The organism is Miltoncostaea oceani, assembly GCF_018141545.1.
Lineage (GTDB): Bacteria > Actinomycetota > Thermoleophilia > Miltoncostaeales > Miltoncostaeaceae > Miltoncostaea > Miltoncostaea oceani.
In genome coordinates this window covers 431,380-446,560 of the sequence record NZ_CP064356.1, presented here as the reverse complement: position 1 = coordinate 446,560, position 15,181 = coordinate 431,380, and the positions used below count along the sequence as shown (strand labels likewise).

The 15,181-nt window shown below is 75.5% G+C and carries 14 protein-coding genes; 8 read left to right on the top strand and 6 right to left on the bottom strand.

What is annotated here, in order from left to right:
- Nucleotides 1-3 precede the first annotated feature (3 nt).
- Nucleotides 4-1,080 (top strand): redox-regulated ATPase YchF, encoded by a 1,077-nt coding sequence (gene ychF, locus IU369_RS02165; protein ID WP_217922927.1) that lies wholly within the window; start codon nucleotides 4-6, stop codon nucleotides 1,078-1,080.
- A gap of 142 nt (nucleotides 1,081-1,222) precedes the next feature.
- Here ychF and IU369_RS02160 read toward each other — a convergent pair whose 3' ends face one another.
- From IU369_RS02160 to IU369_RS02150, 3 genes are all read right to left on the bottom strand, one after another.
- A complete protein-coding gene (locus tag IU369_RS02160) occupies nucleotides 1,223-2,803 on the bottom strand; it encodes a carboxypeptidase regulatory-like domain-containing protein (RefSeq protein WP_217922926.1) in 1,581 nt (526 codons plus the stop codon).
- Nucleotides 2,804-2,963: 160 nt separating this feature from the next.
- Nucleotides 2,964-3,833 (bottom strand): OB-fold nucleic acid binding domain-containing protein, encoded by an 870-nt coding sequence (locus IU369_RS02155; protein WP_217922925.1) that lies wholly within the window; start codon nucleotides 3,831-3,833, stop codon nucleotides 2,964-2,966.
- Nucleotides 3,830-6,790 carry an ATP-dependent helicase gene (locus tag IU369_RS02150; protein WP_217922924.1) on the bottom strand — a complete coding sequence of 987 codons (2,961 nt, stop codon included), beginning with the start codon at nucleotides 6,788-6,790 and terminating at the stop codon, nucleotides 3,830-3,832. The genes IU369_RS02155 and IU369_RS02150 overlap by 4 nt, the downstream gene beginning before the upstream one ends.
- An 82-nt stretch (nucleotides 6,791-6,872) precedes the next feature.
- Between IU369_RS02150 and IU369_RS02145 the strand changes: the two genes are divergently transcribed.
- Genes IU369_RS02145 through IU369_RS02135 form a run of 3 tightly spaced genes read left to right on the top strand, consistent with a single transcriptional unit; the run spans nucleotide 6,873 to nucleotide 9,890 of the window.
- Nucleotides 6,873-8,087, top strand: a complete 1,215-nt coding sequence (locus IU369_RS02145; protein ID WP_217922923.1) for a DUF1015 family protein — start codon at nucleotides 6,873-6,875, stop codon at nucleotides 8,085-8,087.
- Nucleotides 8,080-8,916, top strand: coding sequence for an inositol monophosphatase family protein (locus IU369_RS02140; RefSeq protein ID WP_217922922.1), 837 nt, complete (start codon nucleotides 8,080-8,082; stop codon nucleotides 8,914-8,916). Before IU369_RS02145 ends, IU369_RS02140 begins: the two co-directional genes overlap by 8 nt.
- Nucleotides 8,917-8,921: 5 nt before the next feature.
- On the top strand, nucleotides 8,922-9,890 hold the full coding sequence (locus IU369_RS02135; protein ID WP_217922921.1) for a YihY/virulence factor BrkB family protein: 969 nt from the start codon (nucleotides 8,922-8,924) through the stop codon (nucleotides 9,888-9,890).
- Here IU369_RS02135 and IU369_RS02130 read toward each other — a convergent pair whose 3' ends face one another.
- On the bottom strand, nucleotides 9,891-10,835 hold the full coding sequence (locus tag IU369_RS02130) for a Kelch repeat-containing protein (RefSeq protein WP_217922920.1): 945 nt from the start codon (nucleotides 10,833-10,835) through the stop codon (nucleotides 9,891-9,893).
- Between the two features lie 51 nt (nucleotides 10,836-10,886).
- On the opposite strand from IU369_RS02130, the gene IU369_RS02125 reads away from it, so the two are divergent.
- The 4 genes from IU369_RS02125 to clpP all read left to right on the top strand — a co-directional run bounded on the left by IU369_RS02125 (nucleotide 10,887) and on the right by clpP (nucleotide 12,728).
- Nucleotides 10,887-11,486, top strand: coding sequence for a sulfite oxidase-like oxidoreductase (locus IU369_RS02125; RefSeq protein WP_217922919.1), 600 nt, complete (start codon nucleotides 10,887-10,889; stop codon nucleotides 11,484-11,486).
- Nucleotides 11,487-11,640: 154 nt separating this feature from the next.
- Entirely contained in the window at nucleotides 11,641-11,826 is a 186-nt protein-coding gene (locus tag IU369_RS02120; protein ID WP_217922918.1) for a hypothetical protein, read from the top strand.
- Nucleotides 11,823-12,134: a nuclear transport factor 2-like protein gene (locus tag IU369_RS02115; RefSeq protein WP_217922917.1), complete on the top strand. Its 312-nt coding sequence runs from the start codon at nucleotides 11,823-11,825 to the stop codon at nucleotides 12,132-12,134. The genes IU369_RS02120 and IU369_RS02115 overlap by 4 nt, the downstream gene beginning before the upstream one ends.
- 9 nt (nucleotides 12,135-12,143) lie before the next feature.
- Complete coding sequence (gene clpP / locus IU369_RS02110) at nucleotides 12,144-12,728, top strand: ATP-dependent Clp endopeptidase proteolytic subunit ClpP (protein WP_217922916.1); 585 nt, start codon at nucleotides 12,144-12,146, stop codon at nucleotides 12,726-12,728.
- 620 nt (nucleotides 12,729-13,348) lie between these two features.
- Here clpP and IU369_RS02105 read toward each other — a convergent pair.
- Nucleotides 13,349-14,194: a transglutaminase family protein gene (locus IU369_RS02105; RefSeq protein WP_217922915.1), complete on the bottom strand. Its 846-nt coding sequence runs from the start codon at nucleotides 14,192-14,194 to the stop codon at nucleotides 13,349-13,351.
- Nucleotides 14,163-15,170: an alpha-E domain-containing protein gene (locus IU369_RS02100; RefSeq protein ID WP_217922914.1), complete on the bottom strand. Its 1,008-nt coding sequence runs from the start codon at nucleotides 15,168-15,170 to the stop codon at nucleotides 14,163-14,165. The genes IU369_RS02105 and IU369_RS02100 overlap by 32 nt, the downstream gene beginning before the upstream one ends.
- Between the last annotated feature and the right edge of the window lie 11 nt (nucleotides 15,171-15,181).

The following is a 15,181-nucleotide window of genomic DNA, read 5'->3' as shown; positions in this document are numbered from 1 at the left end:
TAGATGGACCTCGGACTCGTCGGCAGGGCCAACGCCGGCAAGACGGCGCTCTTCGCCCTCGTCACCGGAGCGGACGCCGAGATCGCGCCGTACCCGTTCACGACCCGTGAACCGGCGCGGGCGATGGCGGATGTCCCCGACCCGCGCCTCCAGGCGATCGCCGACGCCCAGGACATCCCGCGCCGCGTCCCCGCCCAGGTGCAGCTCGTCGACATCGCCGGCCTCGCCGCCGGCGCCGGGCAGGGCGAGGGCCTCGGGGGCGCCGCCCTCGGGCAGCTCCGCCAGGCCGACGCCCTCCTCCACGTCGTCCGGGCCTTCGCGAACGCCGAGGTCCCCCACCCCGAGGAACGCGTCGACCCCGTCGCCGACGCCGAGGCCGTCGACCTCGAGCTCGCCATCGCCGACCGCGAGCAGGTCGAACGCCGCCTCGACAAGGTCCGCAAGGGGGCACGCGCCGGCGAGAAGGGGGCCGTCGCCGAGCTCCCCGCCCTCGAGCGCATCGCCGAGGCCCTCGACGCCGGCCGCCCCGCACGCCTCGTCGGCGACGACGACGCCCTCGCGATCGCCCTCGACATGGGCCTCCTCACCGCGAAGCCGGTCCTCTACATCGCCAACACCGACGACCAGCTCGAACCCCCCGAGGGGCTCGCCGCGCACGCCGCCGCCCAGGGCGCGCAGGCGCTCGCCCTCCCCGTCGGCACCGAGCTCGAGCTCGCCGGGATGGACCCCGAGGAGGCCGCCGAGTTCGCCCGCGAGATGGAGCTCGGCGAGACCCGCGGCGCCGACGCCGTCGTCGCCGGCGCCTACCGGCTCCTCGACCTCGTCACCTTCTTCACCGGCTCCGGCCCGCCCGAGGCCCGCGCCTGGCCCATCACCCGCGGCACCGCCGCCGCCCAGGCCGCCGGCAAGATCCACTCCGACCTCGAACGCGGCTTCATCCGCGCCGAGGTCGTCGGTTGGGAGGACCTCGTCGCCGCCGGCTCCTGGAGCAGGGCCCGCGAGGCCGCGACCCTCCGCATGGAGGGCAAGGACTACATCGTCCAGGAGGGCGACGTGATCCAGGTCAGATTTAACGTTTAGGGACCGGCACCGGGGGCGACGAAGTCGACCCCGGTGCGCTGCCTAGTCCTTTTCGGCGGCCGTTCCCGGCGGCAGCCGGTGCCGCCGTCCGCGCCGTTCTCGCGATCAGCGGCGAAGCCGCCGCGAGAGGCGCTTGTCCGCGCTAACGCCTCTTCTGCACCGTCACCGTCGTGGTGGCCTTGTCCGTCGGGGCTCCCGTCGCGAGGCGCGTGACGCGGAGGCGCCAGAGACCGGCCTTCGGGTTCTGGACCTCGAAGAACGCGAAGGTCTTCCCGCGGACGAGGCGGACGGCCTTGCCGGTGGACTTCGTGTAGGTCCTGCCGCCCGGCTGCACGGCCTGGATGGCGTACTTGCCGACGCCCCAGCCGACGAAGAACGTCGCCTTGCGCTGGCCCTTCTTGATGGCGCGGGAGTAGACACGGCGCTGGCCGACCTTGTACGTCGCCGTCTTCTTCAGCAGCGTGCTCGCGCCGGAGGTGCGGCCACGGCACTGGAAGTAGAGGTTCTCCAGCTCGGTGTTCGTCGGCGTCGCGCTGTAGACGCCGCCGGTCTCGCGGGCGATCCGCTTCAGGCGCGCCGTGTCGGCGGCGGCGAAGCCGCTCGTCCCGAGCCGGACGACGCAGATCGGCCACGGGCGGCCGGTGCCGTTGAAGGCGAACCGCAGGTGGGTGTTCTGGTAAGTCCCGTTGTTCGCGCCGTCCGTCAGGAAGATCGCGGCCTTCGGCGTCGCCGGGTTCAGCGGGTCCGCGGCGAGGGCGTTGAACGCCTCGCCGATGCCGACGGTGTAGTCGGTCCCGCCGTCGTTGACGATCCGCTGGCGGGCGAGGCGCTTCAGGCCGTTCTTCGAGGCCTCCCCGGCGATGGTGGTGCGGGGGAAGATCTCGGTGAACGCGTCGTCGAAGCCGGTGGCCACGAGGCGGTCACCCTGGCCGGAGAGGTCGACGAGCAGCTGCACCGCCGCCTTGCGGCGGAACGTCGGGTCGGCGCTCGACATGCTGCCGGAGATGTCGACGATCGCGGCGAGGTCGCTCACGCCCGCCGGCGGGTTCGGGTTCAGCACCTGGCCGGAGACCAGCGTCCCCAGCGCACGCGTGGTGGCGACGCCGCCGACGGTGTACGTCAGGTTCACGGGGCCGTTGTAGGGGGTCGCGGGCGCCGTGAGGGTCAGCAGGCTCTCGTCGGTGCCGCCGCCGACGGGGGTCCCGTCGGCGAGCGTCAGGCTGAAGGCCGACGCGTCGAACGGCGCGAGCACCCGCAGGTACGTGACGCCGCCGGCGCCGGAGAGGATCTGGCCGCGCTCGGGCCAGGCGTTGCCGGTCGCCTCCGGCTGGCCGCTCGGGGAGAAGAACGGCGCGCAGAACAGGAAGGGGTCGAGCGTGAAGTTCTGGACGGTGCCGTCCGGGATCGCCGGCGACGTCGACGACAGCTCCCGGGTCGCCGAGTCACGGCACGGGTCGGAGTAGGTCGCCGTCACGGTGAACGGGGGCGACGGGGAGAAGAAGCTCAGCGTGTACTTGCCGCTCGCGTCGGTGGTGGCGGAGTCGCCGAAGCTCCCGTCCGCCTCCGTCGCGCGGATGCTGATGCCCGGCAGCGGGACACCCGCGGAGTTCGTGACCGTCCCCGTCACGTCCGCGAGGGCGGTGCCCGAGGCGAACAGGGCGAGGACGCCGGCGAGGGCCGCCGAGCGGCGCAGCAGCCGCCCGGGCCCGGAGGTGCGTGTCATGTGCGGTACCCCTTGATCCGTGACAGGGAGGCGTCGGTCGACTCTTCGGCCGGCGTGCGCCGCAACCGTACCCCCGGCCCGCATCCCGGCGCGGCTCGACGAAGGGCCAGGGAGGGGCGGCCACAGGTCCAGTGCGGACCCGCGTTCCTGCCAGAACCTCTCAGTCGACCGGGCCCGGGCCCTCCAGTCGGGCCTTCACGCCGGTCTCGAGCTGGTTCGCCCTCCACAGCGCGAGCGCCTCGGGCCCCGCGGCGCCCGGCGCCTGGCCGGGCGGCGGGCCGTGGTGCCAGTCGATGACGTGGAGGAGCTCGGCCCGGCGGGTCGCGTCGAGGCCCGCCCGGCGTGCGGCGTCGCCGACGATCTCGTGGCCGATGGCGACGTGCCCGAGCAGGCGGCCCTCGTCGGTGAGCTCGAACGTCGCCCCCAGCCGGAACGCGCGGGCGTGGCCGATGTCATGCACCAGGGCCCCCGCCAGCAGCAGGTCGGAGTCGAGTCGCGGGTGCCACGTCGTGAGGGCCTGCGCGACGGCCGTCACGCCGACGGTGTGCTCGACGAGCCCGCCCATGTAGGCGTGGTGGCCGGAGCGGGTGCACGGCATCGTCCGCCACGCCGTCGCCAGGTCGTCGTCGCCCGTCAACGCGTCGAGCACCCGGCGGAGCCCCGGGTCGGCGACCTCGTCGGCGAGGTGGAGGACGAAGCCGAACAGCTCGTCGGGGTCGCGGTGGCTGCGGGGCAGCAGGTCGGCGGCGACGCCCTCGTCGGCGGCGGGCCGCAGGTGGCCGACGGTGAGGCTCACCCGGCCGTCGCGCTCCGTGACGCGCCCCGTGACGCGCACCCGGTCGCCCTCCTCGAACTGCTCCCCGAAGAAGTCGGCCTCGTCGAAGATCACCGCGGGCACCGCACCCGTCGCGTCGGCGAGGGTGAGCGCCAGGAACGGGCGGCCCTGGCGCGACAGGCGGCGCTCCTTGCGGCGCACGGCGTAGACACCCTCCACCGCCGTCCCCGCCGCGAACGAGGAGATCGCCGTCATCGGTCGATCGCCGGGCAGATCAACGCGAAGTCGCAGCTGCGGCACGCCCACGACGGCCGGGGCGTGAAGTCCCGCGCCGAGATGCCCTCCACCGCGTCGCGCACCGCCTCCACCACCATCGCGTCGTCGGAGGCGTCGGGGTGCACGCCGCGGGTGTCGCCGTCGAGCACGTGCACGAGCGTCGCGCCGCGGGGGGTGATCCCCCACGCCTCGCGGGCGCCGAGCATGTAGAGCCGCAGCACCAGGTCGTCGCCGGGGCCGCGGGCGCCCGCCGTCGGCGGCTTGCCCGTCTTGTAGTCGACGAGCTGGTGACCGCCCGCGGGGTGCGCGTCGATGCGGTCGATGCGGCCGTGCACCCGGTGGGGGCCGACGGTGAGCGTGAACGCCCGCTCCACCGCGACGGGCCGGGTGCGGCTCCGCACCAGGCGGTCGTGGTAGTCGGGCAGGGCGTCGCGGCCGCGGGCGAGCGCCTGCCGGCCCTCCGCCGTGTCCGCCACGCCCTCGCGCTTCAGCGCCACCGCGAACCGGCGGACGAGGGCCTCGCCGTCGCCCCCCGGGCCGTCGGGCCGGTACTGCGCCTCCAGGGCCGAGTGCGCGGCGACCCCGATGGCGCGGGCGACGCTCGGCGGCGACGGCACGTGGTCGACCATCGCGTAGCGGTAGCGCAGGGGGCAGCCGCGGTAGAGCTCGACGGCGCTCGGGCTGATCTCGAGGCCCGGGCGGGCCGGGCGGGCCGGGGCGACGACGGGGGCGGGCGGCGGCGGGGGGCGCAGCACCGCGGCGCGGGCGTCGACGAGCGCGTCGGCGGCGCGGGCCGCCTCCATCCGCATCGCGTCGGCGTCGGCGGCGCCGTCGGCCGCGGCCTGGGCGGCGCGCAGCGACGCGCGCTCGAAGGCGGCCCGGCGGACGCCCACGGCGGCGAGCAGCGCGCGCTCCGGCGCCTCCCCGACCTCCTCCACCTCGGCGCCGAGGACGGCGCGGGCCTCCTCGAAGAACGGGGACGGGGTCTGCGCGATGCCGGCCCCGTTGTGGGCGGGCGCGCAGAGAACCAGGTGGCGGCGTGCACGGGTCATCGCGACGTACGCCAGCCGGCGCGCCTCCGCGACGTGGGCGTCGCGGCCGCGGGGCAGGACCTCCGGCAGGAGCTGGTCGGGGATGTCCACGCGGCTGCGGTCCGCCCCCGGGAACCCCGCCCGGGTCATGCCGACCACGAAGACCGCGTCGAACTCGAGCCCCTTGGCCTGGTGGATCGTCATCACCTGCACGCCGATGCGCTCGCGTGGGGCGACGCCCTCGCCCCGGTAGCCGATGGCGGCGAGGCCGGCGAGCAGCTGCGACAGGCCGGGGGCGTCGATGGCGGGGTCCCGCCCCGCGATCTCGCGGCCGAGGCGCTCCAGCGCGGCGAGGCCCGCGAGCCGGGCCGCGCCCTCGGCTCCCCCCGTCGCGATCGCCGCGGCGCGCAGGCCGGAGCGGTCGATCGCGACGCGCAGCGCGTCGGCGGCCGGCAGCTCGGCGGCGGCGCGACCGATCTCGTCGAGGGCGTCCGCCAGCGGGCCGGCCGTGCCGGCGCGCGCCACCCGCCCGAGCGCACCGGTCACGCCGCCGCCACCGGCGGCCGCCGCGGTGACGGCGTCCGCAAGGTCCTCCCAGGGGATGCCGAACCGGGGGTCGGCGCCGATGCGCAGGTGCTCCTGCACCGCCGACGGGTCGCACGCCGCCCGCAACCACGCGACCGCCGCGCGGACCTCCCGCCGCTCGAACAGGCCGATGCCGCCGCGCACCTGGTGGGGGACGCCCGCGCGCTCCAGCGCCTCGACGAGGGGGCGGGCCTCCAGGCGCACCGCCCGCATCAGCACCGCCTGCTCCTCGAGCGGCACCCCCTCCCCCGCGAGGGCGACGATGCGCTCGACCACGGCGCGTGCCTGCCCGTCCGGGTCCGGGGCGATCCAGAAGCGCGGCGGCGGGCCCGCGGCGTCGGGCAGGGCGACGCTGTGCTTCGGGGCGCGGTCGGCGATCGGCGCGACGACGGCCGTGGCGGCGTCGAGGATCGTCTGCGTGGAGCGATGGTTGCGTTCGAGGCGCAGCTCGGCCGCGGCGGGGTACCGCGCCCGGAAGTCGAGGATGTTCTTCGCCGAGGCGCCGCGGAAGCGGTAGATGCCCTGGTCGTCGTCGCCGACCACCACCAGGCTCTCCGACGCCCCCGCCACGGCGTAGAGCAGCTCGGCCTGGGCGTGGTTGGTGTCCTGGAACTCGTCGACGAGCACGTGGCGGGCGCCGGCCTGGGCGGCCTCGCGGCGATCGGGGTGGGCGCGCATCAGCTCCAGCGCCCGGACGATCGACAACCCGAAGTCCTCGCGGCCCTCCTCCGCCAGCCAGCGGTCGTGGGTCTCGTAGACGCGGGCGATCTCGAGCTCCCGGCGCGCCTTGTGCAGGTCGGAGCCCGAGCGCGCCCCCTCGACCCGCGCCTCGGCCCAGCGCCGGTACGCCTCGGCCGGCACGAGCTGGTCGCGGCAGGCGTCGATGCGCGCGACGAGGTCCTCGACGAGCTGGGCGCGGTCGCCGCGGAGGTCGTGGAGGCGCAGGTCGAGCTCGTCGAGCCGGTCGAGGAGCATCAGCATCCGGTCCTCGGTGCGCGCCACCGTGACCGACGGCAGCAGGCCGCGCTCGACGCCGTGGATGCGCGTCAGCTCCTGCGCGTAGGAGTGGAACGTCGTGACGCGCAGGGTCTCGTGGGAGGTGCCGAGCAGGTCCTCCGCCCGCGCGCGCAGCTCGACGGCCGCCTCGCGGGTGAACGTGAGGGCGAGGATCTCGTCGGGCGCGGCGCCCTCGCCGACGAGCCACGCGAGGCGGCGGCAGAGGACGCGCGTCTTGCCGGCGCCGGCGCCGGCGAGCACGATCGCCGGCCCTCCCGGATGGGTGACCGCGGCGCGCTGCTCGGGGGTCAGGTCGCTCGTCACGGACCGGTCATGGTAGCCCGCCCGCCGGACACCGCGCGGCGGTGACGGACGACCCGCCGACCCGCTGGTAGAGTCGCCGGTCGTGGCCGACGTCCGACCCTTCCGCGCCCTGCGCTACGCCGCCGCGGCGGGCCCCCTCGGGACCCTCGTGTCGCCGCCGTACGACGTCATCTCGGCGGAGGAGCGCCGCGGCTACCTCGCGGTCAGCCCCTACAACGCCGTCCGGCTGATCCTGCCGGAGGTGGGCTACGACGAGGTCGCCGGGCTGATCTCCGCGTGGTGCGACGACGGCGTGCTGACCCGCTCGGAGGAGCCGGTCCTGATCGCCTGGACCCAGTCCTTCACGCTCGGCGACGGCGTCCCGCGGGAGCGGCGCACGATCCTGGCGGCCGTCGGGCTGGAGCCGTACGAGGCCCGCGTCGTGCGCCCCCACGAGCGCACCCACGCCGGCCCGAAGGAGGACCGCCTGCGCCTGACGCGCGCCGTGCGGACCAACCTGTCGCCGGTCTTCGGCCTCTACCCCGACGCCGAGGGCGTCGCGTGGGCGGCGGTGGCCCCCACCGGCGAGCCGGACGCCGAGGTGCGCGACGCCGAGGGCACGGTCCACCGCTTCTGGCGGGTGGCCGACCCCGCCGCGGCCGCCGGCGTGGCCGAGGCGATGCGCGACCGCTGGATCCTGATCGCGGACGGCCACCACCGGTACGAGACGGCCCTCGCCTACCGTGACGAGGTGCGCGCCGCCGGCGGCGGCGACGGCCCACACGACCGGGTGCTGATGGGGCTGACGGCCCTCGACGACCCGGGCCTCGTGGTCCTCCCGACGCACCGCCTGCTGACCCGCTGGCCCGAGGGCGCCGACGCCGCGTTCGACGCCGCCCCCGTCGCCGGGCTCGACGCGCTGCTCGCCGCGCTGGAGGCCGCGCCCGAGGACTCCGCGGCGCTCGGCCTGGTCACCGCCGACGGCATGCGCCTGCTCACCGCCCCCGCCCGCCCCGGCATGTCGCCCGCCGAGCGGCTCGACGTCGCGGCGCTCGAGCGCGAGATCCTCGTCCCGCACCTCGGCGCCGACCAGGCCGCCCTGGCCCACGACGAGGTCCTGTCGTACACCAAGGACGCCGCCGAGGCCGCCGGGCTCGTCGCCTCCGGCGCGATCGCCGCCGCCGTGATCCTGCGCGGCATCCCCAAGTCGGCCGTCGCCGACGTCGCCGAGGCGGGCGAGACGATGCCCCAGAAGTCGACCTACTTCTTCCCCAAGCTGCTGACCGGCGTGGCGTTCCACTCGCTGGTCGATGCCTGAGGAGGGCCCGGGGGCCGACCACGAGGAATGGCTGGCGGCGTTCCGGCGTGCATGCGACCGCATCGCCGACGCCGCCGCCGCGATGACGCCGGACCGCCGCCGCGAGCCCCAGGGGCGTGGCGCCGGCGGTGACGTGACCGTCCTGATCGATCGGGTCGCCGAGGACGTCGTCCTCGAGGAGCTGGAGGCGCTCGGCCGGCCGATGCGGGTGCTGAGCGAGGAGGCCGGCGAGGTCGTCCTCGGCGGCGGGGGCGCCGACATCCCGCTCGTCGTCGTCGATCCCATCGACGGAAGCCTGAACGCGAAGCGCGGGATGCCGCTCTTCGCGACGTCGATCGCGCTGTCCGGGGGTCCGGCGATGGGCGACGTGACGCTCGGCCTGGTGCGCGACCACGGCACCGGCGAGGAGTGGACCGCCGCGCGCGGCCGGGGCGCCTGGCGCGACGGGGAGCGCCTCGCGGCGCAGCCGCCACCCGACCCCCGGCGGCTGCCGGTGCTGCTGCTGGAGGGGGCGACCCCCGCCCGCGTCGCCCGCGCCGCGGGACGCCTCGACGGCCGCGCCGGCCGCCTCCGCGCCCTCGGGTCGCTGGCGTTGTCGCTCTGCCACGTCGCCGGCGGCCGGGGCGACGCGATGGCCGGCCTCGGACCGGGCCGCGCCGTCGACGTGGCCGCCGCGCAGCTCGTCGCCCGCGAGACGGGGCTGCTCGTCGGCATGCCCCGCGTCGAGGACCTGCCGGGCGTCCCCCTCGACCTGGAGAGCCGCTTCCGCGTGTCCGCCGCCCACGACGGTGACACGATCGACCTCCTGCGGAGCCTGTCGAGGAGATAGCGGGGATGCCCACCGAGCCCGGCGACGCGGACGCCCCCGGCCGGCGGGACCTGCTGCTGTGGCGGGCGACGGAGTGGGTGCGGCGGTCGGCGACGCGGTTCTTCGAGGCGCGCGGGCCCCGGCAGTCGGCGGCGATCGCCTACTACGTGCTGCTCTCCCTGTTCCCCCTGATGCTGCTGCTGACGTCGGTGGCGGGGCTCGTGCTGGGAGACGAGGAGCTGCGCGCCGACTTCACGGAGGCCCTCACCGACGCCCTCCCGCTCACGGAGGCCGGCGCCGACGAGATCGAGGAGTCGCTGCGCGGGGTGAGCGAGAACGCCGGCACCGTCGGGATCCTCAGCCTCCTCACCCTGCTGTGGACCGCCAGCGGCATGATGGGCGCGATCCGCGGGAGCCTCGACGACATCGACCCGGACACCCCCGCGCGGCCCGTCGCCGTCGGCAAGCTCGTCGACCTGGCGATGCTGCTGGTGGCGACGGTCCTGCTGGCGGCGTCGGCGGGCATCACCGTCGCGACGCGCGTCGGCGGGTCGCGCGCCGGCGACCTCGTCGGCATCTCGGGCCTGCTCTACGAGGTCGCCCAGATCGTCGTCCCGATCGTCGTCGGCACGCTGCTGCTGATCGTCCTGCTGCGGTGGGTCCCGACGGCGTCGCCCCCCGTGCGCGACCTGTGGCCCGCGTGCCTCGTCGGGGCGGTCGCCCTGTGGGCCCTGACCGTCGGCTTCGCGGCGTTCATCGACGAGTTCGGCCGCTACAACGTGATCTACGGGTCGCTCGCCGCCGTCGTGGTGTTCCTGGTGTTCGTGTACCTCGCGGCGAACGCCGTGCTGATCACCGCCGCCTTCGCCGCCGAGTGGCGCGGCGTCCGCACGGGGCGGCCGGGGGGCGAACCCGGCCCGGGGCTCGCGGTGGAGGTGCTGCGGTTCCTCCGCGGGCTCTTCGTGCGCGACGAGCCGCCGCGCCCCCGCGGCTGATCAGTCCCGCGGCACCCGCAGCGCCATGAGGGTCGGGCTGACCGAGAGGCCGGGCTCGGGTCCGCCCATCGCCTGGTACGCCGTCCGCCCGATCCCCACCACGGCGGCGCCGTGGCGCGGCCGGGGGCTCGCCGGCAGCGTCCGCCACGACCCCGTCGACGGGTCGTAGGCGTCGACCTGCGGGATCGTCCCCCCGGGGCGCTCGCCGCCGACCACCACGATGCGGCGGTCCGCGGCGACGGCGCCGTTGCCGCCGCGCGCGGTCGGCGCGTCCGGCAGCCGCGTCCAGGCGCCCCGCCGCGTGTCGTACGCCTCGGCGGTCGCCACGTTCGTGCGGAGGTCGGCGGTGCGCCCGCCGACCGCGTAGACCTGCCCGGCGAGCGACGTCACCCCGAGGTGCTCGCGCGCCGGCGTGACGCCGGGGAACGGGGTCCACTGCAGGGTCCGCAGGTCGAGGTGCAGCGACGTCGCCGCCAGGGTCCGCGGCGCCGCGTCGCTGACGCCGCCGATGACGTAGAGCCGGTTGCGCACGATGGCGGCGCCCCCCGCGGCCCGCGGCTCCGGCAGCCGCGGCAGCGGCCGCCAGCGGCGGTCGAAGAGCACCCAGGCGGTGTCCGCCGGCGCGCCGCCCTCGGACGCCGGCCGGTACCCGCCGACGACGTACAGCCGGCCGCCGCGGGTGGCGGCCATCGCGTGGTGGCGCGCCTCGGGCAGGTCGGGCAGCCGGATCCAGCGCGCCCGCCGCGGGTCGTAGAGGTCGACGCGCGCCGACGCCTGCCCGGTGGCGGTGAGCCCGCCGACGACGGCGACCCGCCGAGCGAGCGCGGCCCCGGCGACCTCCGTGCGCGCCTCCGGCGCCGAGGCGAGGGGTCGCCAGGCGGGCGACGAGTCGGAGCACCCCGCCAGCAGAACGAGGGTGGCGAGTGCGGCGAGCAGGTAACGCACGTGGCGGCCAGCGTACTATCCGCGGGGGGGAGCGCCGACGACGGAGGGCCCATGGGACTGCTTCGCAACCGCGGTATCAGCGACGACGAGCGCGCGCGCCTCGCTCCCGGCCAGCACCTGGTGCGCGACTTCCCGGTGCTGCACGCCGGGTCGATCCCGTACCGCTCCGTCCCCGAGGACTGGGACCTGCGCATCTGGGGCCTCGTCGACCGCCCCCTGCGCTGGACGTACGACGAGCTGCTCGCCCAGGACGTCACCCGCGTCACCTGCGACATCCACTGCGTGACGACGTGGACGAAGCTCGACACGGTCTGGGAGGGCGTCGCCCTCTGGCCGCTGCTCGAGAGCCTCGGCCTGCAGGACGGTGCGACCAACTGCGTCGCCCACGCCGAGGAGGGCTACACCGCCAACATGCCGCTGGAGCGCCTGCGCGCCGGCGACGTGATGCTGGCCTACCGGTTCGACGGGCGGGCGCTGGAGCCCGAGCACGGCGGGCCGCTGCGCCTGCTCGTGCCGAGCCTCTACTTCTGGAAGAGCGCGAAGTGGCTGCGCGGCCTCGAGATCCTCGACCACGACGAACCCGGCTTCTGGGAGCGCCTCGGCTACAACAACGAGGCCGACCCGTGGAAGGAGGAGCGCTACGCCTTCTGACATCGACCCGCCGCTGGACGACTTCGACCAGATCGAGCGCCTCACCCGGCGCGTCGGCCGGGCCGCCGCCGTCGGCATCCCGGTCTGGATCCTGCTGCTGCTGCTGCTGCCGCTGAGCGGCCTCGGCCCGCTGCCGTGCCTGTCGATCGCCACCGTGCTCGCGGTCGCCGCCATCGTGGTGGCGGAGCGCCGGCGCACCCGGCGGGCGGCGGGCGCCACCGCCGACGGGGAGCTGCGCAGCGGCGAGCGGGCCCCGATGTCGGCCCTCACCGCCGCCGCACTGACACTGGGGGTCGTGGTGCTGCTCGTCTACGTCGTCTTCGTCATCCGCGCCGCATGACGCCGAGCTACGACCAGGCCCGCCAGTTCGGGAAGACGTACGTCGGTGCGCTGAACACCGGTCCCGAGGCCTTCGCCGCGCTCTTCGCCCCCGGTGCGCGGGTGACCGTCGCCGGCGCGGAGAGCTCGCCCGACGGGGTGCGCGCGGTGACCCCGCCGGGGCGCTCCTCGTTCCGCGGGGCGCGCATCGACGGGGACCGGGTGGTGCTCACCGTGCGGATCATCGACCGGGCGGCGGAGAGCGTGGACGACCGCCCCCACCGCCTCGACATGGACGACCAGGGGCGCATCACGCTGCTGGAGGCGTAGTCTGGCCGCATGAGCCCACTGATACCGATGGTCGTCGAACAGACCTCGCGCGGCGAGCGTTCCTTCGACATCTACTCCCGCCTGCTCAACGAGCGGATCATCTTCCTCGGCACCCCCGTGGACGACCAGATCGCGAACCTGATCGTGGCCCAGCTGCTCCACCTGGAGAGCGAGGACCCCGACAAGGACGTCTCGATCTACATCAACTCGCCGGGCGGGTCGGTGTACGCGGGCATGGCGATCTACGACACGATGCAGTTCATCAAGCCCGACGTGTCGACCATCTGCATGGGCATCGCGATGAGCATGGGCGCGCTGCTGCTGGCGGCCGGCGCCCCCGGCAAGCGGATGGCGCTGCCGAACGCGAAGATCATGATCCACCAGCTCTCCGGCGGCTTCAGCGGTCAGTCGAGCGACATCGAGATCCACGCGCGCGAGGCCCTCGCCATGCGCAAGCGGCTCGACGAGATCATCGCGAAGCACACGGGCCAGCCGATCGAGAAGGTCCGCACCGACACCGAGCGCGACTACTTCATGAACGCCGACGTCGCCCGCGACTACGGCATCGTCGACAAGGTGATCGAGTCCCACTGATCTGAGGCGGCCCCCTCCCGGGGGGGTCGGTGGGGGCGTGCCGCGGGGTCCTTGACGCGTGGTCGACCCGGTGGGATCCTCGGTGCAGGGATGAGCGCCCGATGGGTCCGCTCGCCGGACACGGGCACCGATCCCGTCCTGCAGCGTCGCACCGATTCGTGGATCGCATGCGTCACCACTCGCAGGTGAGCTCCGACACCGACGTCCCGGCAGACGGCCGCGTACGACCGCGCCCGGGAGGCACCGCTCAGCGGAGCGGAGGACGGACGCCCCGTGCGACGTGGGGTGGGCGGCGGTCCCACGCATCGGATCCCGTCGACGCGGGCCGGCCCCGGGGGCGCGTGGGCTCCCCGGCGCGCCCGGCGGCGACGGCGCGACACGTCGGATGCGGCCACACGTCCGTCGGCACGGGCGGACCGGCCGTGGGGAGGTGACGCCTCTGGATGCGGCGATCGAGGGCGGTCACCCCGGCGCGTGACGCCGTGGGGGTCCGCCCGCACCCGTCACACCACGGGCCGGCCGGGCCCGCGTCACGCGGGCCCCGGACCGGTCCCACCGGACCAGGGAGCGAGAGGGGCCGCCGCCGCGGATCGACGGGGCGGCGGCGGCCCCGCCGGGGATCAGCCCGGCAGCTCCCGCACCTCGACGGTGACCGTCATCCCCTCCGTCGGGGGACCGAGGTAGCTGCCCCGCAGCGGCGGGACGTCGGCGTAGTCGCGCCCGACCGCGAGGCGGACGTAGTGCTCGCTCGACGGCTCCGGGTGGGTGGGGTCGAACTCGACCCAGCCGAGGCCGGGGATCGCGAGCTCCGCCCACGCGTGGCTCTCGCCCGGCCCCGAGTGGTTCGGCAGGTTGAGCCACCCCGAGATGTAGCGGGCCGCGATGCCGCGGCGGCGGGCGCACGCGATCATCACGTGCGCCATGTCCTGGCAGACGCCCCGGCCGGCCCGGACGACCTCCTCGATCGGCGTGTCCACCCGCGTCGCGCCCTGCGTGTACGTGATCGCGCGGTTGACGCCCGCCTCGAGGGCGCGGGCCCACGCGAGCACCCCGAACGACTCGTCGAGCTCGAGGGCGTCGGCGAAGCTCGCGACGGGTTCGACCCACCGGATGAACGGCGACCCCGACAGGAACTCGGCGTAGAGCTGCCCGTAGTCGTCGCCGGTCGTGTCGTCGAAGCCGGACGCCGAGTCGAACGCCCGCGGCGGCGCGGGCCGGGTCACGACGACGGCCTCCGACTCAACGAGGAGCACGTCGTGCGGCTCGGTGAGCTGGAACCAGCGCACCTCGTTGCCGTAGGCGTCGACGTGGGGGAGCAGCTCGGCGGGCGGCTCGGTGCGCACCGTCGCCCACTCGACGGCCTGCCGGCCGTTGCCGGAGGGCAGCAGCCGGATCTCGTTGACGCTCTCGCCGACGGGGCCGGCGTAGCGGATCTCAGTTCTGTGCTTGGCGTGAAGCCTGGGCATGCTGTCCGATCGGGGTGCGCTCGTAGGCGGCGAGGAAGCACGATTCGCCGAGGGCGGTGTCGATGGAGGTGCAGCGGGCGAGGAGGCGCTCGATGACGTCGGCGACCTCGGCCCCGCCCCACGGGCGGCGGGCGGCGGCCTCGACCATGTCGCGCGCCGTGCGGGCCAGCACGAGGGGCGCTGGGTTCGGCGCCATGGCGTCCATCGCGATGAGGTCCTCGATGGCCGACTCGACCTCGCCGAGGCAGAAGGACACCGACCGCGGGAACCGCGGGTCGAGCATCAGGAAGCGGCTGATCGACTCGGGCGACAGGGCCGCCGCGTCGACCTGCAGGTAGGCCTCGTGCGCGGACGCGTCGCCGAGCAGCGCCCGCCACCCGTGGAGGTCGAGGACGCCGTCGACGCCGTCCTGGGCGCTGTCGATCTGACGGGCCTGGACGAGTCGCGCGGACCGCTCGGCCCGCTCGAGGAACCGGCCGAGGCGCATGAACTGCCAGCCCTCGTCGCGGCGCATCGTCTGCTCGACGAGGCCGAGGATGAGGTACGACGCGCGGCGGATGCTCTGGCAGAAGGGGTAGACGCCGTCGCGGGCGACGCGCTCGGGCGGCCACTCGATCAGCTCGAGCCAGGCGTCGTTGATGCCCTCCCACACCTCCGTCGGCAGGCGGTCGCGGACGGAGCGGGCGTTCTCGCGGGCGCGGTTGAGGCAGGCGACGATGCTGTCGCGGTTGTCGCGGCCGAAGGTGAGGTACCAGGGGACGCTGCGCTCGTCGGCGCGGCGGTGCGTCTCGAGGAAGCTGTCCATGTCGCCCGCGATCCGCACGAGCGGCTCCCAGACGAGGCGGCCGCCGGCGCCGTTCGACGAGTCGCCCTCGAGCGCGGCCGACTGGCCCACCTCGAGCAGGCGGGCGAAGCTCTCGGCGCGCTCGAGGTCGCGGGCGGTCCAGTAGAGCGTCTGGGCGACGCGGGCCAGCATCAGCGCCCCGC

What these genes read in the sequence shown, in the direction of transcription:
- IU369_RS02125 (WP_217922919.1), top strand. Translation starts at nt 10,887, where the DNA reads ATGGGACTGCTTCGCAACCGCGGTATCAGCGACGACGAGCGCGCGCGC.
- IU369_RS02105 (WP_217922915.1), bottom strand. Translation starts at nt 14,194, where the DNA reads ATGCCCAGGCTTCACGCCAAGCACAGAACTGAGATCCGCTACGCCGGC.
- IU369_RS02135 (WP_217922921.1), top strand. Translation starts at nt 8,922, where the DNA reads ATGCCCACCGAGCCCGGCGACGCGGACGCCCCCGGCCGGCGGGACCTG.
- clpP (WP_217922916.1), top strand. Translation starts at nt 12,144, where the DNA reads ATGAGCCCACTGATACCGATGGTCGTCGAACAGACCTCGCGCGGCGAG.
- IU369_RS02155 (WP_217922925.1), bottom strand. Translation starts at nt 3,833, where the DNA reads ATGACGGCGATCTCCTCGTTCGCGGCGGGGACGGCGGTGGAGGGTGTC.
- IU369_RS02160 (WP_217922926.1), bottom strand. Translation starts at nt 2,803, where the DNA reads ATGACACGCACCTCCGGGCCCGGGCGGCTGCTGCGCCGCTCGGCGGCC.
- IU369_RS02115 (WP_217922917.1), top strand. Translation starts at nt 11,823, where the DNA reads ATGACGCCGAGCTACGACCAGGCCCGCCAGTTCGGGAAGACGTACGTC.
- ychF (WP_217922927.1), top strand. Translation starts at nt 4, where the DNA reads ATGGACCTCGGACTCGTCGGCAGGGCCAACGCCGGCAAGACGGCGCTC.
- IU369_RS02140 (WP_217922922.1), top strand. Translation starts at nt 8,080, where the DNA reads ATGCCTGAGGAGGGCCCGGGGGCCGACCACGAGGAATGGCTGGCGGCG.
- IU369_RS02100 (WP_217922914.1), bottom strand. Translation starts at nt 15,170, where the DNA reads ATGCTGGCCCGCGTCGCCCAGACGCTCTACTGGACCGCCCGCGACCTC.